The sequence below is a fragment of the Streptomyces sp. NPDC004327 genome, assembly GCF_042873935.1.
GTDB lineage: Bacteria > Actinomycetota > Actinomycetes > Streptomycetales > Streptomycetaceae > Streptomyces.
The window spans coordinates 911,072-933,615 of record NZ_JBIAME010000002.1 but is presented as its reverse complement, the minus strand read 5'-3'; the positions used below and the strand labels follow the sequence as shown (position 1 = coordinate 933,615).

Here is a 22,544-nt window from a genome sequence, read left to right as displayed (position 1 = left end):
GGACCGACAGGACAGGACGACGACAGGATGACGGGCGGCGGAGCGGGCACGGTCACGGCCGGAAGCACGACTGCGGGCACGGACCTGTGCGACCGCGGGCAGGACGGCGGACTGCGGAAGATCCTCGGGTTCTGGGGCCTCACCCGGGTCCTGATACTCCTGACGGTCTTCCGGATCGTCGTCATACCCGGCCCCGACGTCACCAGCGACGTCGAGCAGATCTACCAGGGCTGGTACGAGGTCCTGCGGACCGGCACCTACCCCCTGGACGACGTGACCTGGCAGTATCCGCCGGCCGCCGCCCTCGCGATCCTCGCCCCCGCGCTGCTGCCCTTCCTCGGCTACTCGGCCGCCTTCTTCGTGCTCTCGCTGCTCTGCGACGCCTTCGTCTTCGGTCTCCTCGTGTACGCGGGCCGGCGCCCGGGCCGTTCGATGCGGGGCGCCTGGCTGTGGCTGGCCGCTGTGCCGCTCCTCGGCCCGACCGCGTACTCCCGTTACGACCTGATGGTGACGGCGGTCGCGGTCGCGGGCCTGCTCGCGGCGGTCCGCAGCCCGGCGGTGCTCGGCGCGCTCGCCGGGTTCGGCGCGACGCTGAAGGTGTGGCCGGTGCTGCTGGTCGCGGGCACCGCGCGCGGCCGGGCCACGGTCCGCTGCTGGGCGACGGCGGTGGGCGCGGCGGCCGGGGTGGTCGCGCTGTGCGTGCTGGCGGCGCCGGGGGCGCTGTCGTTCCTGGGCTTCCAGCGGGACCGGGGCACGGAGGTCGAGTCGCTGGGCGCGCTGGTCTTCCACGTGGCCCGGAACTTCGGCTGGCCGGGCGAGGCGCGGATGAACTACGGCTCGATCGAGTTCCTGGGCCCGGGTGTGCACGTGGTGTCGGCGGCGGCGATGGCGCTGACCGGTGCCGCCTTCGCGTGGCTGCTCGTGTGGCGGCTGCGGGCCCGGCACCGTACGTCGACGACGGTGGCGGACGCGGCCTTCACGGCAGTGCTGCTGTTCGTGACGACGAGCCGGGTGATCAGCCCGCAGTACATGATCTGGCTGGTCGGGCTCGCGGCGGTGTGCCTGGTGTACCGGGCGAGCCGGATGCGGCGGCCCGCGTATCTGGTGCTGTGGGCGACGGCGGTGACGCAGTTCGAGTTCCCGGTGTGGTTCTCGCACGTCTCGCACAGCGACCCGCTGGGCATCGCGCTGCTGCTCGTGCGCAACGGGCTCCTGGTGGCGGCCTCGCTGTCGGCGTGCCGGATCCTGTGGCGGCAGACGGTCACCGAGCCGCGGCTCGCGGCCGCGGCCCGGGTGCGGATCCCGGTGCAGACGGACCGCGAGCGTCACCGTGACCGCGAGAGCGCGGCGGTCTCCGTCCCCTCCTCCGCGCGCTGACGCGGGGCCGCCGGGCGGTGCGTCCGGTGGCGCAGCACGCCCAGGGCGGTGCACTGGGCCGCCATCGCCAGGGCCATGGCCAGGCAGATCCCGGCGAGGCCGAGGCCGAGCGGCCCGGAGAGCGCGTAGGCGAGCGGCAGCTGGAGCAGCACTCCGGCGACGGTGATCCGGGCGAGCCTCGGGGAGTCGCCGCTGCCCTCGAAGACTCCGCTCAGGGCGATGAACCCGGCCATGAGCAGCAGGTAGGGCCCGAGGCAGCGCAGGAAGAGGGCGCCGGCGTCGGCCACCGCGGGCTCGGCGCCGAAGCCGCGCATGACCGGCCCGGCGGCGAGGAGCAGCAGCACGGCCGCGCCCGCGCCGAGCGCTCCGCCGAGCAGCAGGGCCTGCCGGCCGACGGGCCCGCGCTCGTCGCGTCCGGCACCGAGCAGATGGGCGGTGTGGAGGGAGGCGGCCTGGCGGACGGCGTAGAAGGCCATGGTGGCGACGTACATGGCCTTGGTGGCGATGCCGTACGCGGCGGTCTCGGTGACGCCGATCCGGGCGACGACGGAGACGAGGGCGAGTGCGCCGCCCATCCGGACGACGAAGTCGACGGACATGGGCAGGCCGAGGGCGGCGGTGCGGCGCAGCGCGGCGGCGGTACCGGCGGCCGGGCGGGCGGCACGGGCGGCCCGCAGCAGCCGGTTGCGGCGCAGCGCGATCAGTCCGGCGGCGAGGGCGGCGGTGCGGCCGGCGACGGTGGAGACGGCGGCGCCCTCGACCCCGTACCCGTGCACGAGCAGCGGGTCGAGCAGCAGGATCAGTCCGTTGGCGAGGAAGGCGAGCCGCATCGGGGTGCGGGTGTCGCCGGTGCCCTTGAGGACGCCGTCGAGGACGGTGGTGGCGAAGAAGACGGCCGTGCCGGGCAGTGAGATCGCGAAGTAGGCGGTGGCCAGGGCGTGTGCGGGGTGACCGCTGCCGCCGAGCAGCAGCACGGCGAGCGGGTCGCGCAGCAGATAGCCGCCGAGGGCGACGGGCGGGACGAGCAGCGCGCCGAGGGCGGCGCCGCCGCGGACGGCGGAGCGCAGTGCGCCCGGGTCGCCGGCGCCGCGGGCGCGGGCGACGAGCACGGTGGTGCCGGAGGCGGCCATGAGGACGACGCCGAGGAGCAGGTTCTCGACGTTGGTGGCCACGGCGACGGCGGCGACGGCGTCCCCGCCGAGCCGGGCGACCCAGACCATGTTGATGATCCCGGCGGCGACTCCGGCGAGGAGTTCGAGGTAGACGGGTCCGGCGAGCCGGACGAGCGTACGGCGGTGGACGGCGGCACTGGTCACAGGAGTCCCCCTCTTTTCGAGATACCTCGATTCGAGGCACCTCGAAAAGAGGTATCATCAGTGGCGCGTCCCCGACAAGCGACAATCGACGAGCGACAATCGACGGGCGAGAACCGACGAGCGGCCGTCGACGAGCGACTGAGGAGCGGAACCGTGCTGGAGCTGTCGATCCTGGGCTTCCTCTGCGAGAAGCCGCTGCACGGCTACGAGCTCAAGGAGCGCATCCAGGGCCTGAGCGGCCACGTCCGCCCGGTCAGCGACGGCGCGCTCTACCCGGCGATCACCCGCCTGGTGAAGAACGGCCTGGTCGACAGCCGTACGGAGCCCGGCACCGGCGCCGCCCAGCGCCGCACCCTCTCACTGACCCCGGACGGCCGGGCCGAGCTGCTCGCCCGGCTGCGCGCCCCCAAGGACGCCGAGATCACCGACGGCCAGCGCTTCTTCACGCTGCTCGCCTTCCTGGGCCTGCTCCCCGACCCGGCCGAGCAGGCCGCCGTGCTCCGCCGCCGCCAGGAGTTCCTGCTCGCCCCGGCCAGCTTCTTCTACGCGGGCGGGGCGCCGGTGCGCGCGGAGGAGGAACCCGATCCGTTCCGGCGCGGGATGCTCCGGATCGCCCGGGCCACCGGCACGGAGGAGAAGGCGTGGCTCGCGGAGACCCTCGCCGAGCTGGACCGCGAGGCCGCCGGGAGCCAGGGGTGTCTTGTCGATCAGGCCGGGTCAGTGACCCCCCAAGGTCCTGTCCGACCCTGATCCGCCGGACAGGCCCTAGCCGAGCCGCTCGCCCAGATACGTCCGCCACCGCGCCGTGAACTCCTCCGGCGTGGTGCCCAGCACGTCGTCCAGCGCCTTCTCCACCGCGCCGTCGCGCTGCGGATGGGCGCCGACCGCCCGGTAGAACGCGGTCAGCCTGGCCTCGCCCCACCGGTCGGCGATCATCGCGCAGGCCAGCCAGCCGCCCTCGTAGGCGCGGGCCAGCGCCTCGGCGTCGCCGCCGAAGGCGAACGCCCGGTCGTCCGGCAGCGCCGCCGGGACGTCACCGGCCCGCACCGCGCGGGCGAGTTCGGGGGCGGCCTGGAGGGCGGTGCGGCCGGTGCCGCGGTAGGCCACCCAGTCGGCGAAGCCCTCGGAGAGCCAGAGCGGGGTGGCCGCGGTGGTCTGGGTGCGGGTGGCGACATGGGTGGTCTCGTGGGTGAGCACGAAGCGCTTGCCGAAGTCGCCGAGCACCGCGTACGCGTCCGGGTTGACGATCACCCGGTCCGCGGGCGCCTTGGGACCGCCGCCGATCTCGCCGGTGGTGACCGCCGCGATGCCCCGGTACGAGGCCGCGGGCGCGCCGAGCAGCCGGCCCATGGCGTCCACCGAGGCCGGGACGAGGACCACGATCCGGCCGGCCCACGGCGAGGGCCAGGCGGCGCCGACGGCGGGCACCGCGCGGTCGGCGGCGTCGGCGATCCCGCTCAGCCGCTCGGCGCTCTGGCCGACGCCGAGCACCAGGCTGCGGCGGCCGGTCACCACCCGGACGTCGCCCTGCTGCCAGAGCTGCTGCGGGGCGCCGTCGGCGGGACGGTCGCCGGTGACGTACCAGCGGCCGTGCCGCTCGGCGAGGTCGAGGATCCGCTCGCTGGTGGCGGGCCCGGAGTCGTAGCCCTTGATGCGGTAGCCCAGCTCGGCGCGGGCGGTGGCGCGGCCCTCGCCGGCCGGCTCGACGCCGGTGACCCGGTACTCCAGATCGGCCAGCGGGATCTTGCCGACCCGCTCGAACTCGGTGCGCGCGGCGGGCACGAGGGCCGGGTCGAGGCCGGCGAGGTAGCCGGGCTCGTCGCGGTCGAGCAGCGCCTCGGCGTGCCGGTCGAGCAGCCCCTGGATCTCGCCGCGGGGCGGTCCGGCCGGCCCGGGCGCGGTGCACCCGGAGACCAGGAGCAGGGCGCCGAGCAGCCACGCACCCGTCCTGCTCCGCTGACCCGCCACGCCCTTGATCGTACGGGCGGCCCGCAAGTGCCCCCGGCGATCAGACCCGGGTCACCGTCACGTGGGACATCATGTTCACCGGGTCGTAGCGGACCCGGGCGCCCGGGTAGGGGGCGTGGATGACCTGGCCGTTGCCGGCGTAGATCGCCACGTGGCTGGCGTCGCTGCGGTAGGTGACGAGGTCACCGGGCTGGGCCTGGGAGAGCGGGATCCGGCGGCCGGCGTTGCGCTGGGCCTGGGAGGTGCGGGGCAGGGCGATGCCGGCCTGGCGGTACGACCAGACCATCAGGCCCGAGCAGTCGAAGGCGGACGGCCCGGCGGCGCCCCACACGTACGGCCTGCCGATCGCGCTGCGCGCGGCGACCACCGCGGCGGCGGCGCGCGAGGGGCCGAGGTCGGGAAGCGGCGGCAGCTGCTCGTCGAGGGCGTCGCGGCCGGAGCGGGAGGCGCGGTCGTAGCCGGCCCGCTCGTCCGGCGAGAGCGAGGCGAGGACGCGGCGGGCCTCGGCGAGCTTGCGCTCCACGGTGCGCTTGTGGCGGGCCACGTCGGCGCGGCTGCGCTCCAGTTCGGCGAGGGCGCGGCCGGCCTCGGTTCGTTCCTGCGCCAGTTCGCGCAGTTCGCCGCGGAGTTCGTCGAGGGCGGCGCTCTGCCGGGCGGTGACCCGGTCGAGCACGGAGGCGCGTTCGAGGTAGGTGTCCGGGTCGGCGGAGAGCAGCAGGGCGAGGGCCGGGTCGATGCCGCCGGAGCGGTACTGGGCGCCGGCGGCCGAACCGAGCGCGCCGCGCATCCGGTTGATCCGTTCCTGGCCGCGGGCGAGCCGGTCCTGGGCCTGGGAGACCGTGCGGCGCAGCCGGCCGGCCTTCTCGTCGGCCCGGTTGTAGCCCTCGGTGGCCCGCTCGGCCTCCTCGAAGAGCCGGTCGACGGTGGCGCGGGTGGTCTGCGGCGGGTTGCCGCCCGGGTCGGCGTGCGCGGGTACGGCACCGAGGGCCGTGGCCGCGGTGGCCGCGGCTGCGGTGAGGACGGTGACCCTGGCGGGTCGTCGGTGGGACGACACGGATCGCGCTCCGTTCGGCTGGTCGGACTGGCAGCGCCAGACAGTAGCCGCTCGCGCCGCCCCCTCCAACGAGGCCGCCGGGCACACAAAATGACGCCCCGCCGTGGGACCAAAGGTCACCGGCGGGGCGTCACGTCAGTCGGGGTTCCGGCAAACCACCCGTTCGGAGGGCGTGTCACCGAAGGTGCGGGGTACGTCAGATACGGACGCCGAACATGAAGCTGCCGATGGTGCTCATCGATTCGTAGCGGACCACCGCGCCCGAGTGCGGGGCGTGCAGGACCTGGCCGTTGCCCGCGTAGAGGCCGACGTGCGCCAGGTTGTTGAAGAAGACCAGGTCGCCCGGCTTGAGCTGGCTGCGGCCGATCTTCACGCCGTCGTTCTGCTGGGTGTAGGTGGTGCGGGTGATGCCGACGCCGGCCTGGCGGTAGGACCACATGGTCAGGCCGGAGCAGTCGTACGAGTTGGGGCCCTCGGCGCCGGAGACGTACGGCTTGCCGAGCTGCGTGGCGGCGGCGTTGAGGGCGGCGGCGCCGCGCTGCGAGGCCGGCACCTCGTTGCCGAGGTCGACGCGGTCGGCGGCGCCGCGGCTGGCGCGCTGCTCGTCCTGCTGCATCTTGGCGCGCTCGGCGGCGGTCAGCGTGTTGAGCAGGGTGCGCGCCTCGGCGAGCTTGCCCTGGAACTGCTTCTTCTTCTCGCCGAGGGTCTTGCGGACGTCCTCGAGGTCGGCGAGCTTGGTCGCCGCCTCGGTCCGCTCCTGGGCGAGGGTGCGCTGCTTGGCCTGGATGGTGGCCAGCACGTCGGCCTGCTTGGCGCCGATCTGGTCGATCGCGGACGCCTTGTCGAGGTAGGTGTCCGGGTCGGCGGAGAGGAAGAGCTGGAGCGCCGGGTCGATGCCGCCGGAGCGGTACTGCGCGGTGGCGACCGAACCGATCTGGTCGCGCAGGGTGTTGAGCTCCTGCTGGCCGCGGGCCACCTTGTCCTGGAGGGCGCTGATCTCCTTCTGCAGCGTCTCCCGGCGCTCGTTGGCCTGGTTGTACTGCTCGGTGGCGACCTCGGCCTCTTCGTTGAGGGTGTGGACCTTGGCCTTGACCTCGTCGATCTTCGGCTTCGGGGCCGCCTGGGCACCGGACTGGGCGGAGAGCGCGACGGCCGCTGCGGCGGTCGCGGTGAGCACGGTCACACGGGTGCGGCTCGGCTGCTTGGGACGACGGTGGGACGCCACGGGGGCGAGCTCCTTCTTCCTCGAGCCGCCCGACCGGTCAACGGCAGGCGGTACCAACGCTGACACCCCGGATGGATGATCGACCGCGCGTAGGTTCGAGCCCCGACCCTAGTGACCATCTTGTGATCAGTTCAAATCCCAAGGGTCAAAATCTGCCTCACGCCACAACTTATTTACCGACATCGCACGGGCAGTAATGGTCAGTTGACCCTGCGCGGATCAGAAATCGGACGCAACAGGCAGAACCGGCAAGGAGTTACGAGAGGCGCGAAAGCCGCTTCAGCAACAAGGCGGACGCGACCGGCCGCGCACCGGACTTGGCGACCCCGTCGGCCACCTCCCGGTCGGTGGACACCACGACCACCGGACGGCCCGGCGGCTCCGCCCGGACCAGCTGGCGGATCAACTCGTCCGCCGTGACACCGGGCTTGGAGAACAGCACGCGCACGCCGCGCGGCGGCGCGAGCAGCACCGGCGCGGCCAGCTCGGCACCGTCGAAGACACAGGTGATCTCGGCGCCCGAGCGGGCCGCGAGCGCGGACAGACCGCCGAGCAGCCGCAGCCGCTGCTTCTCCAGCGGCATCGTCGGATAGCCGGTCTTGGTGACGTTGTAGCCGTCCACCACCAGGTGCGCCTGCGGCAGTTCGAGCAGCTGGTCGAGGAGCGCCGGGTCGGTCTCGGACAGCGCGCGGGCCGCGATGTCCTTCGGCGACATCCGGCCGGGCTCCACGGCGTCCACGGTGTCCGCCGGATGCACCGACACCGGCGGCAGGGCGAGTTCGCGGCGCAGGCCCTGCGCGGCGTCGAGCACGGTGTCCAGGAGCAGCCGCAGCCGCATGTCCTCCACCGAGCGGCCCTCGCGGGCGGCCCGCCGGCTGGCCTCCAGGGCGGCCTCGGCCTCGCCGAGCCGGGCCTTGAGCCGCCGGGTCTCGCTCTCGGCGGCGGACACCTGGGCGGCGGCCTCGGTGCGAACGGCGTCGATCTCGGCCCGCACCCGGCGCAGCGCCGCCTCGCCGCGCTTGACGTCGCTCTGGGCGCTGCGCAGCTTGCGCTGAAGCGATTCCGCTTCCTTGCGGGCGGCCTCCAGGTCGTGCCGCAGCTGCTCGGTCTCGATCCTGGAGCGGTCCTTGGCTGCCACGACCTCCTCGCGCAGCCGCTCCAGCTCACGCCGGCTCAGCTCGTCGGCGCGCTCGGCGTCGGCGCGCTCGGCCTCCTCGCCGGCGGCGGCGACGAGCTTGCCCCAGCCGGCCGGGCGCAGCACATAGGCGGCCGCGGCCACGTCGACCGGATCGGCGGCGGCGGGCGGGGCGCCGGACTCGACGGCGCCGGCCAGTTCGGGCTGCGCCTCCTTGAAGCGTTCGCCGATCCGCTGCCGGAACAGCGGGTCGCTCTCCAGGGCGGCGGCCATCGCGTTCCCGGCGAACTTGGCCCGCCGGGAGGCCGTGAAGCGGGCGTACTGGCGCAGCGGCGCGGGCAGCTCGCCGACGGTCAGACCGCCGAAGGCGTCGGCCACGAGCGCGACCACCTTGCGCCGTACGGCCTCGGGAAGCGGTCGGTCGAGCGCCTCGGCGGCAGCGTCGCCTGCCGGGCCGCCGCCCGCCGGTTCATCACCGCGCGCGGGCTGCTCCACGATCCGTCACCCTCTCCCTGTCCGTCGCCCTCGCCGGGGCTCCGAAGCCCTCGCCGGGCCGCTTCTCAGGAAGCGGCGCCCGGCCTGTCCACCAGTTCGATCTGGTCCACCGCGTTGCACCACCGGCAGCGGACCGACTCGATGGTCTCACTGACCACCTCGCGCTCCTCGACCTTCGGGTCTCCGGCGAGGTCCAGATGGACGTATTCGACGACCTTGGACGAGCGCGTCACGTCGAAGCGGGTCAGATTGCCGCACAGGGTGCAGCGCCAGCGGGTCTCGGCGGTCGGCAGGGGAACCGTCGTCATCGTTGCCGTCCTCTTTCCGTACGAGGCTCAGTGTGAGGCTTTATACGAGGCATTACGGGCCCGCGGTGCGCCGTCGAACTGCGGGGGTACTGCCCGTAACCCTACGGCCTCCCGGGTACCCCGTGTCACGGCGAGGCACTCTGTCCAGGTGGGCCCCGGTACGCCATGATCTGTCCATGATCGACTGGCGGAGCGCGGCCCTCGACGCGTGGCGGGGCGCCCGCAACGGACCGACCGTGACGTACGGAATCATCGCCGCCTGCGGGCTGCTCTTCGCGCTGAGCCCGGTGTCGGGCCTGAACCCCGGCTACGGCACGGGCGACGGGCTGCTCGCGGCGCAGGGCGCGTACTTCCAGCGCTGGGGAGTGATCCCGGCCGAGCTGACGGCGGGCCGGCCGGGCGCCCTGCTCACCCCGCTGACCGCGCTCTTCGTGCACGGCAGCTGGCTGCACCTGCTCGGGAACATGCTGTTCCTGTACGTGTTCGGGGCGATGGCCGAGGAACGGATGGGCGCGGCCGAGTTCGGCCTGTTCTATCTGGGCTGCGGCTACGTCGCGCTGCTCGGGTACGCGGCGGCGCACGCGGACAGCGAGCAGACGCTGGTGGGGGCGTCGGGGGCGATCTCGGGGGTGCTCGGGGCGTTCCTCTGTCTCTTCCCGCGCTCCCGCGTGACCAGCCTGTTCCCGTTCCTCTTCTTCCTGCCGCTGCGCTTCCCCGCCTGGATCGTGCTGATCTTCTGGTTCGTGCTCCAGTGGCTGGCGGCGCGCTCGGCGGGGGCGGGGCCGGGGGTGGCGTACCTGGCGCACGTGATCGGCTTCGCGCTCGGCTTCCTCTACGCGTGGGCGCGGTACAGGGTGAGGAGAGGGGCTCGCGAAGCGATTCGCTGGAAGGGTGGTGGCGGGTGACGGGCGGGCTAGAGTGAAGCCATCAGCCGCGGCCATTGAGGGAGAAAGCCAGCCGTGATCACCGCGATCGTGCTCATCAAGACCAGCGTGGACCGCATCCCGGAGATCGCCGAGGAGATCGCCGCGATCGACTGCGTCAGCGAGGTCTTCTCCGTCACCGGCACGTACGACCTGATCGCCATGGTCCGGGTGGGCCGGCACGACGACCTGGCCGACGTCATCCCCGGCCAGATCTCCAAGATCCCGGGCGTCGAGGGCACCGACACGCACGTCGCGTTCCGCGCCTACTCGCAGAACGACCTGGACGCGGCCTTCGCCATCGGGCTGGAGTCGTAGGCGGCTGAAAGCAGCTGAAGCCGGCCTCTCCCCCGCGGGAGGCCGGCTTCACCCGTATGAGGGATCAGAGCCCCCGCGGTCAGCCGCGGTCCGGGACGCAGCGGCCGTCCTCGGTGCGGTACTTCCACTGGGCGCCGTCGCGGACCAGTTCCTTCACCGCGCCGACGAAGCGCTCGACGTGCTCGTCGGGCGTGCCCGCGCCGAAGCTGACGCGAATGGCGTTGAGGGACCTCTCGCCGGGCGCCGCCTCGGGGGCGCCGCACTCGCCCGGGTCCTGCGGGTCGCTGCCGAGCAGGGTGCGCACCAGCGGATGGGCGCAGAACAGGCCGTCGCGGACGCCGATGCCGTACTCGGCGGAGAGCGCGGCGGCGAAGTGGGAGCTGTTCCAGCCGTCGACGACGAAGGAGATCACGCCGACGCGGTCGGCGTCGTCGCCGAAGAGGGAGAGCACCCGGACCTCGGGGACCTCGGCCAGGCCCGCACGCACGGTGGCGATCAGGTGCTTCTCGCGGGCGACGAGGCGGTCGAAGCCGGCGTCGGTGAGCGCCTTGCAGGCGGCGGCGATGGCGTAGACGCCGATGACGTTGGGCGAGCCGGCCTCGTGCCGGGCCGCGGTGGTGTGCCACTCCACGTCCACACCACCGTCGGCCCGGCGGGCCACCTTGCGGGAGGCGCCGCCGCCCGCGAGGTAGGGCTCGGCGTCCTGGAGCCAGTCGGCCCGGCCGGCGAGCACGCCGGAGCCGAACGGCGCGTACAGCTTGTGCCCGGAGAACGCGACCCAGTCGACGTCCAACTCCCGCACGGAGACGGGGTGGTGGGGCGCGAGCTGGGCGGCGTCCAGGACGATCCGGGCGCCGTGCGCGTGGGCGGCGGCGGCGAGTTCGCGTACCGGCCACAGCTCGCCCGTGACGTTGGAGGCGCCGGTCACGCAGACCAGGGCCGGGCCGTAGGGCTCTCGGCCGGCGAGCGCCCGCTCCAGGATCTCGACGGCCTGGCGCGGGGTGCGCGGCGCGTCGAGGTAGGTCACCTGGGCATCGCGCCACGGGAGGAGCGAGGCGTGGTGCTCGGTCTCGAAGACGAAGACCCGGCAGTCGGCGGGGACGACCTGGGCGAGCAGGTTGAGCGAGTCGGTGGTGGAGCGGGTGAAGACGACCTGGTCGCCGGGGCGGCAGTCGAGGAACTCGGCGACGGTTGCGCGGCTGTTCTCGAAGAGGTCGGTGGAGAGCTGGGAGAGGTAGCCGGCGCCGCGGTGGACGCTGCCGTAGTACGGGGCGTAGGCGGCGACGTCGTCCCAGACGCGCTGCAGGGCCGGGGCGCTGGCGGCGTAGTCGAGCGCCGCGTAGGTGACCTCGCCGCCGGTGACGAGCGGGACGGTGACGTCGCGGCCGAGGACGGGCAGCGGGGCGTCGCAGCAGGGCTCGGACTCGGTGGCGGCGGCGGTGGCGACGGCGGCGTTCGGGCGTGCGGACATAGCGGAGTCTCCCGGGACGAAAAGGGCGCGAAAAGGCGTACGAGGCCCGTGGGGCGGCAGCGCGCGAGGGCGCGGAAAGGTGTGCCGCGGACGGGTGTTGATCCGATGAGGGGCCGAGGGGCCCTAACGCATTCGCTTGCTCACGAGACACCGCTCCCTAGAGGACCAAGGACCCCAGGGTGGTGCGCAGGGGTCCGCGCTTGCCGCAGGCTTCTGCACGTACGGCCTGGTCTTCACCCGGGGCACCCCGCCACGGACGGAGGGTTGCCGGACAGCCAGCCGGGGCTTGTAGCTGTCACTCATGACCTGTTGAAAAACCTATGCCAGACGATCACGACGCCGCAACCCCGTCCCGGCATCCGGGACGGGGTCGCAACAGTCCGTTCATACGACGTCAGGCGTTGCTGGCGGCGATCCAGCGCTCCAGGGACCGCCGGGCGGCGCCGGAGTCGACGGACTCGGCGGCCTTCGCGATGCCGGCGGACAGCTGCTCCGCGAGGGTGCCCTCGCCGGGCGCGAGCGCGGTCAGCGCCGCCGCCGCGTTGAGCAGCACGGCGTCGCGCACCGGCCCGGTCTCGCCGGCGAGCAGCCGCCGGGCGACGTCGGCGTTGTACGACGGGTCGCCGCCGCGCAGCGCGTCCAGGGTCACCGTCTCGATGCCGACGTCGCGCGGGTCGAAGCGCTCCTCGCGCACCGCGCCGTCCCTGACCACCCACACCCGGGAGGTGCCGGTGGTGGTCAGCTCGTCCAGGCCGTCGTCACCGCGGAAGACCAGGGCCGAGTTGCCGCGCTGGGCGAGCACGCCGGCCACGATCGGCGCCATCCGCGGGTCGGCGACGCCGACGGCCTGGGCCCGTACCTTCGCCGGGTTGGTCAGCGGACCGAGCACGTTGAAGGTGGTCCGGATGCCGAGCTGGCCGCGGGCGGTGGCCACGTGCCGCAGCGAGGGGTGGAACTTCACCGCGAAGCAGATGGTGATGCCGGCTTCCCCGGCGACCTCGGCGACCCGCTGCGGGGTGAGGTCGAGGTTGATGCCGAGCTTCTCCAGCACGTCGGAGGAGCCGGAGGCGGAGGACGCGGCGCGGTTGCCGTGCTTGACGACCTTCACGCCGGTGCCGGCCACCACGATCGACGCCATGGTGGAGATGTTCACCGTCTTGGCGCCGTCGCCGCCGGTGCCGACGATGTCGACGGCCGGGCCGGGCACCTCGATGACGTTGGCGTGCGCGTACATGGTCCGGACGAGGCCGGTGATCTCCTCGACCGTCTCCCCCTTGGCCCGCAGGGCCACCATGAACCCGGCGATCTGCGCGTCGGTCGCCTCGCCGCGCATGATCAGGTCCATCGCCCAGGCGGTGTCGTCGGCGGACAGGTTCCGGCCTTCGAGGAGTCCGTTCAGCAGGACGGGCCAGGAGCGGCCCGCCGCGGTGTCGCCTCCAGCGGGGTTCACAGCACTCATGACAGCTCCAGGGCTTCTGGTCCACGACCTATGACCTACGGCGCACGCAATAGGTGATGGACTCACCCTATCGAGCCGCGGTGACGGCAAAGAGCCCCGTCCATCGAATGGACGGGGCTCTCGCCGTGGCGACCTGGGTCAGGAGGTCAGCGGTGATCAGTGGTGGCCGTGGCCGCTCTCGATCTCCTTGAACTCCTCGACGGTGGGCTTGGCGACCTGGCTGTCGCCGCCGTAGTAACCCCGGTTCAGCTTGACCCGGAGCTTCTCCATGCGGCCGACCTTGCGCTCCACACCGTTCTCGTCGACGGCCGGCGGCAGCGCGGCCGGCTCGTACTGCTCGTGCGCCGTGAGCTTGTAGCGCTGACCCTGGCTGAGCGGCGTGTGGACCTCGACGAACTCACCGTGCGGCAGGCGCTTGATGATGCCGGACTCGCGTCCGTGCAGCACCTTGTCCTTGTCCCGGCGCTGGAGGCCGAGGCAGATCCGCTTGGTGACGATGAACGCGATGACCGGGCCGAGGAAGAAGAAGATCCGGACGAACCAGGTGATCGAGTTCAGCGACAGGTGGAAGTGGGTCGCCCAGAGGTCGTTTCCACCACCCACGAGCATGACCATGTACGCGGTGATCCAGGCGACACCGAAGGCGGTGCGCGTCGGAGCGTTGCGCGGGCGCTGCGCGATGTGGTGCTCGCGCTTGTCGCCGGTGATCCACGACTCGATGAACGGGTACACCGCGATGGCCGCGAGGACCAGCGGGAAGATCGCCAGCGGGATCATCACGCCGAGGACCAGCGTGTGGCCCCACAGGTTGATCTCCCAGCCCGGCATGACACGGATCAGACCCTCGGCGAAGCCCATGTACCAGTCGGGCTGGGCGCCGGTGGACACCTGGTCCGGCCGGTACGGGCCGATGGCCCAGATCGGGTTGATCGAGGCGATGGCCGCGACGACCGCGATCACACCGAAGACCAGGAAGAAGAAGCCTCCGGCCTTCGCCATGTAGACCGGCAGCAGCGGCATGCCGACGACGTTCTTGTTCGTGCGGCCGGGGCCCTCGAACTGGGTGTGCTTGTGGACGAACACCAGGATGAGGTGCGCGACCACCAGGCCGAGCATGATGCCCGGGAGCAGCAGGATGTGCGCCGAGTAGAAGCGCGCGACGAAGTCGCCGCCCGGGAACTCGCCGCCGAACAGGAACATCGAGATGTACGTGCCGACGATCGGCACGGACAGGATCGCGCCCTGCATGAAGCGGACACCGGTGCCGGAGAGCAGGTCGTCCGGGAGCGAGTAACCGGTGAAGCCGGTGAACATGCCCAGGAAGAACAGCAGGAAGCCGAACAGCCAGTTGATCTCACGCGGCTTGCGGAACGCGCCGGTGAAGAAGACGCGCATCATGTGCACGAACATGCCGGCGAGGAAGATCAGCGCCGCCCAGTGGTGGATCTGCCGGATCAGCAGACCACCGCGCACCTCGAAGGAGATGTGCATGGTCGAGTTGAACGCCTCGGACATCAGCTGACCCTGGAGCGGGACGTAGGGCCCCATGTACTCCACCTCGTTCATAGACGGGTGGAAGAACAGCGTCAGGTAGACACCGGTCAGGATGATGATGAGGAAGCTGTAGAGGCAGACCTCGCCCAGCATGAAGGACCAGTGGTCCGGGAAGATCTTCCGCATGTTGGCCTTGGCCAGCGTGTAGATCCCCAGGCGTCCGTCGGCCCAGTCGGCGATCCGCTCACCGCGGGGCGCCTGCTTACGCGTGTTGGTCACGGTGCTCATCCGCGCTCCCAGAAGGCAGGACCGACGGGCTCTTCGAAGTCGCTGAGCGCCTCGAGGTAACCCTTGTCGTTCACGCCGATCCGCAGCTGCGGCAGGGCGTGGCCGGCCGGGCCGAAGATGACGCGGGCGCCGTCGGACAGGTCGAAGGTGGACTGGTGGCACGGGCAGAGCACGTGGTGCGTCTGCTGCTCGTACAGCGAGATCGGGCAGCCGACGTGGGTGCAGATCTTCGAGAAGGCGACGATGCCCTCGTGAGACCACTCGAGCTCGCGCTTGTCCTTGATGTCGTCCGGCTGGATCCGGACGATCATCAGGGCGGCCTTGGCGATCTGGGTCTGGAAGTGCTCGTCGTGCTCCGAGAGGCCCTCGGGCATCGCGAAGGTCAGCGAACCCACCGCGACGTCCTCGGGACGCAGCGGCTCGTGCGTGTTCATGTTGATGAGCTGCTTGCCCTTGGACCACAGCGTGCTGCGGAGCTTCTCCTCGGGCAGCGGACCCATGTCACGCAGCAGGACGATGCCGGACAGCGGAACCATCGCCATCGCTCCGAAGAGCGTGTTGCGGATCAGCTTGCGGCGGCCGAAGCCGGACTCGGCGGCACCGGCCGCGAAGTCCGCCATGACCTTCGCCTTGACCTCGGGCGACGCCGCCATCGGGTGACGCTCGTCGGCGATCTCGACGTCGGACATCAGGGTGCGGGCCCAGTGGACCGCGCCCGCGCCGATGAAGAACAGCGCCGCACCGAGGGTCAGACCCAGCGCGAAGTTGAGCGAGGACACCCGGCCGAGCGGCCAGATGTACACGATCTGGTCGACCGGGAAGATCACGTACGAGGCGATGAAGCCGATCGTGGCCAGCATCGACAGCGCGAACATGAAGGCGACCGCACGCTCGGACCGGCGGGCGGCCCGCTCGTCGATGTCCTGGATGCGCGGCTTGTGGGGCGGAAGGCCCGGGTCGGCGAACGGGTCGTCGGCGACCTTCACCGCGCCGTGCGCGGTGTCCTGCACGGTCGGCAGGTTCTCTTCTGGATTCTCTTGGGTACTCATGACTTCTTGGCCTTAGCGGTGTGGGCCGCGACCCAGATGGCAACTGCGATCAGCGCGCCCAGGCCGAAGACCCACGCGAACAGACCCTCGCTGACGGGGCCGAGGCCACCGAGCTTGAGACCACCCGGGTTGTCGGCCTTGTCGCTGTTGACGGCCTGGACGTAGGCGATGATGTCCTTCTTCTGCTTCTCCGGCATCGTGGTGTCGGGGAAGGAGGGCATGTTCTGCGGGCCGGTCTGCATGGCCTCGTAGAGGTGCTTCGGGTCCACGCCCTCGAGGGAGGGTGCGTACTTGCCGTAGGTCAGCGCGCCGCCCTCGCCGGTGAAGTTGTGGCACTGGGCGCAGTTGCTGCGGAACAGCTCGCCACCCTTGGCGATGTCGGCGCCGTCAGGGCTGTACTGGCTTTCCTTCGGCGCGATCGGGCCGGCGCCGAGAGAGGCGACGTACGCCGCAAGCTGGTCGATCTGAGCCTGCGTGTAGATGACCTTCTTCCTCGGGACCTGGGCGCCCGGCTGCTGGGCGGGCATACGGCCGGTGCCGACCTGGAAGTCCACCGCCGCCGAACCCACGCCGACCAGGGACGGGCCGTCAGAGGTGCCCTGACCGCCGGTTCCGTGGCAGCTGGCGCAGCCGACGGAGTAGAGCTTCTTGCCCTCCTCGATGGCGAGGGACTGGGCGGTGTCATCGGCCTTGGCCGTGCCCGCGGGCGCGAACGCGGCGTACAGCCCCCCAGTTGCCGCCAGCGCGAGAAGTAGGACGACGACCGCCGCCAGCGGATGGCGTCGTCGTGCGGAGAGCTTTTTCACGGATTACCCCGGTGTCAGGATCTTCTGCGTCGATGCTTGCTGGATGTGTCTCCGCCCGGAGGGCGGAGCCCGATTACTTGATCAAGTAGATCGTGGCGAAGAGGCCGATCCAGACGACATCGACGAAGTGCCAGTAGTAGGACACGACGATGGCGGCGGTTGCCTGCTCGTGAGTGAACCTCTTGGCGGCGTACGTCCGGCCGAGGACCAGCAGGAAGGCGATGAGACCGCCCGTCACGTGCAGGCCGTGGAAGCCGGTGGTCAGGTAGAACACCGTGCCGTACGGGTCCGAGGACAGCGAGAGGCCGTCCTTCTTGACCAGCTCGGTGTACTCGAAGACCTGGCCGCCAATGAAGATCGCGCCCATCACGAAGGTGATGATGAACCACGTCCGGAGCTTCTTCACGTCGCCCCGCTCGGCGGCGAAGACGCCGAGCTGACAGGTGAGGGAGGAGAGCACCAGGATCGTGGTGTTCGTCGCGGAGAACGGGAGGTTCAAGGCATGAGCCTTTTCCGCCCAGAACTCCGGACCCATCACGGATCGCAGGGTGAAGTACATCGCGAAGAGGGCCGCGAAGAACATCAGCTCGGAACTCAGCCAGATGATGGTTCCGACGCTGGTGAGGTTCGGTCGATTGACCGACGGGTGCGCGTGCCCGGTTTCTACTGTCGTTACTGTCGCCACGACCGACATTATGTCGGTCGCTTATCCCGCCCTCACTCCGGGGGGTGCCGTTCGGAGTGTCCGGGCCGCGTGTCCTGCCCGAACGGCCCATCGCGGCGGGGTTCCGACACCCTTCGAACAGGTGTTGAACGGGTGTTGACGAGGTGTGGACCGGAGTAGCATCCGCGCAACGGCCGACCACCTTCACGGAGGAACGATGCAGTCGAGCGCCACGGTCCTGGTCTACTCCGACGACGCCAACACCCGGGCGCAGGTGCGTCTGGCGGCCGGGCGCAGGCCCGCCACCGATGTTCCCCCGGTCGAGTTCGTCGAGTGCGCGACGCTGCCGGCGGTCCTGGAGGAGCTGGACCGGGGCGGCATCGACGTGTGCGTGCTGGACGGCGAGGCGGTGCCGGCCGGCGGCATGGGCGTGTGCCGGCAGATCAAGGACGAGGTGTTCCACTGCCCTCCCGTCCTGCTGCTGATCGGCCGTCCGCAGGACGCCTGGCTGGCCACCTGGAGCCGCGCGGACGCCGCGATCACCCTTCCGGTGGAACCGGTGGAGTTCGCGGCGTCGCTGGCGGGTCTGCTGCGCTCACGGCTGTCCGTGGACGCCTAGGAAGGCCTGTGGGCGCGCGGGGCGCCCGCAGGGGCTAGAGGGAGGGCCGCAGGCGGGCCTTGGCGTCCTCGGTGGCGCCGGGGTCCGAGCCGCCGTCCGTCACCAGGGCGCTGCCCTTGCGCCACTTGGCCCAGGAGACGTTCCAGTCGCCGAAGCCGTTGCCGAACGGGTCCATCATCTCGCCCTCGCTGTTGACGACCTGGACGATGTCGCCGGGGCGGACGGTCTCGTAGAACCAGGCGGCGTTGTCGGTCGACATGCCGACACAGCCGTGGCTGACGTTGGCGACGCCCTGGGAGCCCACCGACCAGGGGGCGGCGTGCACGTACTCGCCGCTCCAGGTCACCCGGGTGGCGTAGTAGACGGGCAGGTCGTACGAGTCGGAGCTGCCCTCGGAGATGCCGATGCTGGTGCCCCGCATCCGGACGTAGTACTCCTTGCCGAGCACCACCTTGATGCCGTTTCGGGTGGAGAAGCCCGGTTTTCCGGTGGTCACCGGAATGGTGTTGATCACTTCTCCGTTCCGCTTCACCGTCATCTGGTGCTCGCTCGCGTCCGCGGTCGCCTCGATGCGGTCGCCGATGGTGAGCGTGAGCGGCTTGGACGCGCCGCCGTAGAGCTTGTCGCCGACCTTCAGGCCGTCGAGGTTGCCGGTGGCGGTGACGGTGGCGCCGGTGGGCCAGTACTCCTTCGGACGGAAGTGCAGTTCCTTGTCGTCCACCCAGTACCAGGCGCCCTCGACGGCGGGCGTGGAGCGGACCTTGAGCGCCCGTTCGACGACGGCGCGGGCCGCCTTGTCCTTGACCGGGACGCTCAGCTCGGCCGTGATCGGCTGCCCGACGCCGTACTTGCCCGCCTCGGGGCCGAACGCGACGGTGAGGGCCCGTTTGGCCGGTGCCGTCTCGAACGTGAACGTACGGGTCCCTGGAGCGCCGTCCGCGTCCTCGGTGGCCACCTGGACGGTGTAGCGCGCGCCGGCCGCGAGAGCGGCCGTGGAGCGCCATCTGCGGCCGTCGGCGCTGAGTTCGCCGGCCAGGTGGTGTCCGGTCTCGTCGGTGGCGGTGACGTCGGTGATCCGCCCGTCGTCGGCCTTGGCGGTGATCTCCAGGGGCTTGTCGGGGTCCGCCTTCTTCCCGCCGCCGGGGGCGTTGAAGGCGATCTCGTCGGACGCGTCGTAGGGCCTCGCCGACAGCGGATGGTCCTCGGAGCCCGCACACGCGGTGGCACCGGCGGTGACGGTGAGGGCCAGAAGGGTGCAGCTCAGAACAGTCCGAATGCGCGGCGTGTCGTTCATGACTTCACGTTAAGAACAATCCCCGCGCCCGGCGCGCCGAGCGGAGCAAACGAGGGGCCCGGTCACTTCCGAAGCGAAGTGACCGGGCCCCTCGGGGTGTTGCGGGGTCCTGCTCGTGCTGCTGCCTGCTACTGGTTCTGGTTCTCACCGCGGTAGAACTCGAAGACCCAGCCCCAGATGCCGACGAGGATCAGCGGCGCCGAGAAGTACAGCAGCCACCAGCCCATCGCGATGGCGAGGAACGCGAGCGCACCGCCGATGGCCAGCGAGAGCGGCTGCCAGCTGTGGGGGGCGAAGAAGCCCACCTCGCCGGCCTCGTCCGCGACGTCGGCCTCCTTGTCGTCCTGCGCCATGGCGTCGACCCGCCGGGCCGTGAAGGCCAGGTAGTAGCCGATCATGATGCAGAGGCCGAACGCCAGGAACAGCGCCGTCGTACCGACCGGCTCCTTCGACCACACGCCATAGACGATCGCCATGGCGAGGACGAAGACGCTCAGCCAGATGAACATCTTGCCCTGGATCTTCACTTGCCGGCCTCCTTGCCGCCGCTGAGGGCCGCCACCTCGTGAGGCTTGTTCTCGAGCTGGTCGAGAGCCGAGATCTCAGGGTGGTGCAGGTCGAACGCCGGGGATTCGGAACGGATCCGCGGCAGGGTGAGGAAGTTGTGCCGCGGCGGCGGGCAGGACGTCGCCCACTCGAGCGAACGGCCGTAGCCCCACGGGTCGTCGACCTCGATCTTCTTGCCGTACTTGGCGGTCTTCCACACGTTGTAGAAGAACGGCAGCATCGACAGGCCGAGCAGGAACGACGAGATCGTCGAGATCGTGTTCAGCGTGGTGAAGCCGTCGGCGGCGAGGTAGTCCGCGTAACGACGCGGCATGCCCTCGGCACCCAGCCAGTGCTGCACCAGGAACGTGCCGTGGAAGCCCACGAACAGCGTCCAGAAGGTCATCTTGCCGAGGCGCTCGTCCAGCATCTTGCCGGTGAACTTCGGCCACCAGAAGTGGAAGCCGGAGAACATCGCGAAGACCACGGTGCCGAAGATCACGTAGTGGAAGTGCGCCACGACGAAGTACGAGTCGGAGACGTGGAAGTCCATCGGGGGCGAGGCCAGGATGACGCCGGTCAGACCACCGAAGGTGAAGGTGACCAGGAAGCCGACGGCCCAGAGCATCGGGGTCTCGAAGGACAGCGAGCCCTTCCACATCGTTCCGATCCAGTTGAAGAACTTCACGCCGGTCGGAACGGCGATGAGGAACGTCATGAAGGAGAAGAACGGGAGGAGCACGCCACCGGTGACGTACATGTGGTGCGCCCACACGGTCACGGACAGACCGGCGATCGCGATGGTCGCGGCCACCAGACCGATGTAGCCGAACATCGGCTTGCGGCTGAAGACCGGGATGACCTCGGAGATGATGCCGAAGAAGGGCAAGGCGATGATGTACACCTCTGGGTGTCCGAAGAACCAGAAGAGGTGCTGCCAGAGCAGTGCGCCGCCGTTGGCCGCGTCGAAGACGTGGGCACCGAACTTGCGGTCCGCCTCCAGGGCGAACAGCGCGGCCGCCAGGACCGGGAAGGCGAGCAGGACCAGGACACCGGTCAGCAGCACGTTCCAGGTGAAGATCGGCATGCGGAACATCGTCATGCCCGGAGCGCGCATGCAGATGATCGTGGTGATGAAGTTGACCGAGCCGAGGATCGTGCCGAAGCCGGAGAAGGCCAGACCCATGATCCACATGTCGGCGCCGACACCCGGCGAGCGGACGGCGTCCGACAGCGGGGAGTAGGCGAACCAGCCGAAGTCGGCGGCACCCTGCGGGGTGAGGAAGCCGGCGACGGCGATGATCGAGCCGAAGAGGTACAGCCAGTAGGCGAACATGTTCAGCCGCGGGAACGCCACGTCGGGCGCGCCGATCTGCAGCGGCATGATCCAGTTCGCGAAACCGGCGAACAGCGGCGTCGCGAACATCAGCAGCATGATCGTGCCGTGCATCGTGAACGCCTGGTTGAACTGCTCGTTCGACATGATCTGCGTGCCCGGACGGGCCAGCTCGGCGCGCATGAAGAGCGCCATGATGCCGCCGATGATGAAGAACACGAACGACGTCAGCAGGTACATCGTGCCGATCGTCTTGTGGTCGGTGGTGGTGAGCCACTTGACCACGACGTTGCCGGGCTGCTTGCGGCTGACCGGGAGCTCGTTCTCGTACGAGTCCTCAGCCGCGGCCGCCCCATGGGGTTCGTTGAGAATGCTCACAGCGACTTCTTCTCCGCATTCCGAGCCGGGTCCGTCTGCTCGATGCCCGACGGGATGTAGCCGGTCTGCCCCTTCGCCGCGAGCTCCTTCAGGTGCGCCTGGTAGCGCTCCGGGGAGACCACCTTGACGTTGAAGAGCATCCGGGAGTGGTCGACACCGCACAGCTCGGCGCACTTGCCGAGGAACGTGCCCTCCTGGGTCGGGGTGACCTCGAAGGAGTTGGTGTGACCCGGGATGACGTCCTGCTTCATCAGGAAGGGCACCACCCAGAAGGAGTGGATGACGTCACGCGAGGTCAGGACGAACCGGACCTTCTCGCCCTTCGGCAGCCACAGGGTCGGGCCCGGGTTGCCGGTCTGCGGGTTCCGGGTGCCGGGGATGCCGGCGTCGTAGACGCCGCCCGCGCTGTCCGGGAAATCGTTCTGGAACTTGTCCGGGATCGCCGAGAGGTTCTTGTCCTTCTTGGCGTCACCGGTCACACCGGGAACGTTCTCGATGTAGTTGAAGCCCCAGCTCCACTGGTAGCCGACCACGTTGACCGTGTGTGCCGGCTTCGGGGTGAGCTCGAGGAGCTTGGACTCGTCGCGCGCGGTGAAGTAGAAGAGCACCGACACGATGATGAGCGGCGTGACCGTGTACAGCGCCTCGATGGGCATGTTGTAACGGGTCTGCGGAGGTACCTCGACCTTGGTGCGGCTGCGCCGGTGGAAGATGGTGGCCCAGATGATCAGGCCCCACACCAGGATGCCGGTGACGAGCGCGGCGGCCCAGGAACCCTGCCACAGGGAGAGGATCCGCGGAGCCTCTTCCGTCACCGGGGTGGGCATGCCAAGGCGGGGGAAGTCTTTCCAGTTGTACGAGCAGCCGGTGGCTGTCGCCAGGATCAGGCCCGCAGTCAGCACCTGCGGCAGCTTCCGCCGCATCGGGCGCCGCGACGAGCGGTCGGAGCCGTTGGGACTCACGTAGCGCCTTCCCGAGAGTCTCGGCCCGCGAGGTCGGCTGCCACGGCCGTCCGTCTCGC

General features: G+C 70.7%; 21 protein-coding genes and 1 riboswitch. Of the genes, 5 read left to right on the top strand and 16 right to left on the bottom strand.

What is annotated here, in order from left to right:
* Nucleotides 1-27: 27 nt before the first annotated feature.
* Nucleotides 28-1,377: a glycosyltransferase 87 family protein gene (locus ACFYU9_RS10345; protein WP_389344098.1), complete on the top strand. Its 1,350-nt coding sequence runs from the start codon at nucleotides 28-30 to the stop codon at nucleotides 1,375-1,377.
* Here ACFYU9_RS10345 and ACFYU9_RS10340 read toward each other — a convergent pair.
* The gene (locus ACFYU9_RS10340) at nucleotides 1,326-2,693 is read right to left on the bottom strand and encodes an MATE family efflux transporter (RefSeq protein WP_389344096.1); all 1,368 of its coding nucleotides are present in this window, start codon (nucleotides 2,691-2,693) and stop codon (nucleotides 1,326-1,328) included. The two genes, ACFYU9_RS10345 and ACFYU9_RS10340, sit on opposite strands and share 52 nt — an antisense overlap.
* 153 nt (nucleotides 2,694-2,846) lie before the next feature.
* On the opposite strand from ACFYU9_RS10340, the gene ACFYU9_RS10335 reads away from it, so the two are divergent.
* Nucleotides 2,847-3,443: a PadR family transcriptional regulator gene (locus ACFYU9_RS10335; protein ID WP_389344094.1), complete on the top strand. Its 597-nt coding sequence runs from the start codon at nucleotides 2,847-2,849 to the stop codon at nucleotides 3,441-3,443.
* Nucleotides 3,444-3,458: 15 nt separating this feature from the next.
* On the opposite strand, the gene ACFYU9_RS10330 is transcribed toward ACFYU9_RS10335, so the two are convergent.
* From ACFYU9_RS10330 to ACFYU9_RS10310, 5 genes are all read right to left on the bottom strand, one after another.
* Complete coding sequence (locus ACFYU9_RS10330; protein WP_389205348.1) at nucleotides 3,459-4,661, bottom strand: hypothetical protein; 1,203 nt, start codon at nucleotides 4,659-4,661, stop codon at nucleotides 3,459-3,461.
* A 40-nt stretch (nucleotides 4,662-4,701) separates the two neighbouring features.
* Complete coding sequence (locus tag ACFYU9_RS10325) at nucleotides 4,702-5,715, bottom strand: NlpC/P60 family protein (RefSeq protein ID WP_389205350.1); 1,014 nt, start codon at nucleotides 5,713-5,715, stop codon at nucleotides 4,702-4,704.
* Between the two features lie 196 nt (nucleotides 5,716-5,911).
* Complete coding sequence (locus ACFYU9_RS10320) at nucleotides 5,912-6,940, bottom strand: NlpC/P60 family protein (RefSeq protein ID WP_389205352.1); 1,029 nt, start codon at nucleotides 6,938-6,940, stop codon at nucleotides 5,912-5,914.
* Nucleotides 6,941-7,196: 256 nt separating this feature from the next.
* Nucleotides 7,197-8,573 carry an NYN domain-containing protein gene (locus ACFYU9_RS10315; protein ID WP_389344160.1) on the bottom strand — a complete coding sequence of 459 codons (1,377 nt, stop codon included), beginning with the start codon at nucleotides 8,571-8,573 and terminating at the stop codon, nucleotides 7,197-7,199.
* 62 nt (nucleotides 8,574-8,635) lie between these two features.
* Entirely contained in the window at nucleotides 8,636-8,878 is a 243-nt protein-coding gene (locus tag ACFYU9_RS10310; protein ID WP_389205354.1) for a hypothetical protein, read from the bottom strand.
* A 176-nt stretch (nucleotides 8,879-9,054) separates the two neighbouring features.
* Here ACFYU9_RS10310 and ACFYU9_RS10305 point away from each other — a divergent pair, with 176 nt between their 5' ends.
* Complete coding sequence (locus ACFYU9_RS10305) at nucleotides 9,055-9,783, top strand: rhomboid family intramembrane serine protease (RefSeq protein WP_389344092.1); 729 nt, start codon at nucleotides 9,055-9,057, stop codon at nucleotides 9,781-9,783.
* 54 nt (nucleotides 9,784-9,837) lie between these two features.
* Complete coding sequence (locus ACFYU9_RS10300) at nucleotides 9,838-10,119, top strand: Lrp/AsnC family transcriptional regulator (RefSeq protein WP_389205359.1); 282 nt, start codon at nucleotides 9,838-9,840, stop codon at nucleotides 10,117-10,119.
* Between the two features lie 79 nt (nucleotides 10,120-10,198).
* Here ACFYU9_RS10300 and ACFYU9_RS10295 read toward each other — a convergent pair whose 3' ends face one another.
* From ACFYU9_RS10295 to ACFYU9_RS10270, 6 genes are all read right to left on the bottom strand, one after another.
* Nucleotides 10,199-11,590 (bottom strand): aminotransferase class V-fold PLP-dependent enzyme, encoded by a 1,392-nt coding sequence (locus tag ACFYU9_RS10295; protein ID WP_389344090.1) that lies wholly within the window; start codon nucleotides 11,588-11,590, stop codon nucleotides 10,199-10,201.
* Between the two features lie 191 nt (nucleotides 11,591-11,781).
* Nucleotides 11,782-11,897, bottom strand: a riboswitch (SAM riboswitch).
* 87 nt (nucleotides 11,898-11,984) lie between these two features.
* The gene (trpD, locus tag ACFYU9_RS10290) at nucleotides 11,985-13,049 is read right to left on the bottom strand and encodes an anthranilate phosphoribosyltransferase (protein WP_389344088.1); all 1,065 of its coding nucleotides are present in this window, start codon (nucleotides 13,047-13,049) and stop codon (nucleotides 11,985-11,987) included.
* A 156-nt stretch (nucleotides 13,050-13,205) separates the two neighbouring features.
* Entirely contained in the window at nucleotides 13,206-14,831 is a 1,626-nt protein-coding gene (locus ACFYU9_RS10285; protein WP_389205365.1) for a cytochrome bc complex cytochrome b subunit, read from the bottom strand.
* On the bottom strand, nucleotides 14,828-15,880 hold the full coding sequence (locus ACFYU9_RS10280; RefSeq protein WP_389205367.1) for a Rieske 2Fe-2S domain-containing protein: 1,053 nt from the start codon (nucleotides 15,878-15,880) through the stop codon (nucleotides 14,828-14,830). Before ACFYU9_RS10280 ends, ACFYU9_RS10285 begins: the two co-directional genes overlap by 4 nt.
* A complete protein-coding gene (locus tag ACFYU9_RS10275) occupies nucleotides 15,877-16,686 on the bottom strand; it encodes a c-type cytochrome (protein WP_389205369.1) in 810 nt (269 codons plus the stop codon). Before ACFYU9_RS10275 ends, ACFYU9_RS10280 begins: the two co-directional genes overlap by 4 nt.
* A gap of 73 nt (nucleotides 16,687-16,759) precedes the next feature.
* On the bottom strand, nucleotides 16,760-17,380 hold the full coding sequence (locus tag ACFYU9_RS10270) for a heme-copper oxidase subunit III (protein ID WP_389205371.1): 621 nt from the start codon (nucleotides 17,378-17,380) through the stop codon (nucleotides 16,760-16,762).
* A 187-nt stretch (nucleotides 17,381-17,567) separates the two neighbouring features.
* Between ACFYU9_RS10270 and ACFYU9_RS10265 the strand changes: the two genes are divergently transcribed.
* A complete protein-coding gene (locus tag ACFYU9_RS10265; protein WP_389344086.1) occupies nucleotides 17,568-17,969 on the top strand; it encodes a hypothetical protein in 402 nt (133 codons plus the stop codon).
* Nucleotides 17,970-18,003: 34 nt separating this feature from the next.
* Here the strand turns inward: ACFYU9_RS10265 and ACFYU9_RS10260 are convergent, their stop codons facing one another.
* The 4 genes from ACFYU9_RS10260 to coxB all read right to left on the bottom strand — a co-directional run bounded on the left by ACFYU9_RS10260 (nucleotide 18,004) and on the right by coxB (nucleotide 22,485).
* Complete coding sequence (locus ACFYU9_RS10260; protein ID WP_389205375.1) at nucleotides 18,004-19,263, bottom strand: Ig-like domain-containing protein; 1,260 nt, start codon at nucleotides 19,261-19,263, stop codon at nucleotides 18,004-18,006.
* A 128-nt stretch (nucleotides 19,264-19,391) separates the two neighbouring features.
* Nucleotides 19,392-19,790 carry a cytochrome c oxidase subunit 4 gene (locus ACFYU9_RS10255; RefSeq protein WP_389205377.1) on the bottom strand — a complete coding sequence of 133 codons (399 nt, stop codon included), beginning with the start codon at nucleotides 19,788-19,790 and terminating at the stop codon, nucleotides 19,392-19,394.
* Nucleotides 19,787-21,523: a cytochrome c oxidase subunit I gene (gene ctaD, locus ACFYU9_RS10250; RefSeq protein WP_389205379.1), complete on the bottom strand. Its 1,737-nt coding sequence runs from the start codon at nucleotides 21,521-21,523 to the stop codon at nucleotides 19,787-19,789. Before ctaD ends, ACFYU9_RS10255 begins: the two co-directional genes overlap by 4 nt.
* A complete protein-coding gene (gene coxB / locus ACFYU9_RS10245; protein ID WP_389205381.1) occupies nucleotides 21,520-22,485 on the bottom strand; it encodes a cytochrome c oxidase subunit II in 966 nt (321 codons plus the stop codon). The genes ctaD and coxB overlap by 4 nt, the downstream gene beginning before the upstream one ends.
* Nucleotides 22,486-22,544 lie beyond the last annotated feature (59 nt).

What these genes read in the sequence shown, in the direction of transcription:
- ACFYU9_RS10345 (WP_389344098.1), top strand. Translation starts at nt 28, where the DNA reads ATGACGGGCGGCGGAGCGGGCACGGTCACGGCCGGAAGCACGACTGCG.
- ACFYU9_RS10310 (WP_389205354.1), bottom strand. Translation starts at nt 8,878, where the DNA reads ATGACGACGGTTCCCCTGCCGACCGCCGAGACCCGCTGGCGCTGCACC.
- ACFYU9_RS10305 (WP_389344092.1), top strand. Translation starts at nt 9,055, where the DNA reads ATGATCGACTGGCGGAGCGCGGCCCTCGACGCGTGGCGGGGCGCCCGC.
- ACFYU9_RS10295 (WP_389344090.1), bottom strand. Translation starts at nt 11,590, where the DNA reads ATGTCCGCACGCCCGAACGCCGCCGTCGCCACCGCCGCCGCCACCGAG.
- trpD (WP_389344088.1), bottom strand. Translation starts at nt 13,049, where the DNA reads ATGAGTGCTGTGAACCCCGCTGGAGGCGACACCGCGGCGGGCCGCTCC.
- ACFYU9_RS10285 (WP_389205365.1), bottom strand. Translation starts at nt 14,831, where the DNA reads ATGAGCACCGTGACCAACACGCGTAAGCAGGCGCCCCGCGGTGAGCGG.
- ACFYU9_RS10280 (WP_389205367.1), bottom strand. Translation starts at nt 15,880, where the DNA reads ATGAGTACCCAAGAGAATCCAGAAGAGAACCTGCCGACCGTGCAGGAC.
- ACFYU9_RS10270 (WP_389205371.1), bottom strand. Translation starts at nt 17,380, where the DNA reads ATGTCGGTCGTGGCGACAGTAACGACAGTAGAAACCGGGCACGCGCAC.
- ACFYU9_RS10265 (WP_389344086.1), top strand. Translation starts at nt 17,568, where the DNA reads ATGCAGTCGAGCGCCACGGTCCTGGTCTACTCCGACGACGCCAACACC.
- ACFYU9_RS10260 (WP_389205375.1), bottom strand. Translation starts at nt 19,263, where the DNA reads ATGAACGACACGCCGCGCATTCGGACTGTTCTGAGCTGCACCCTTCTG.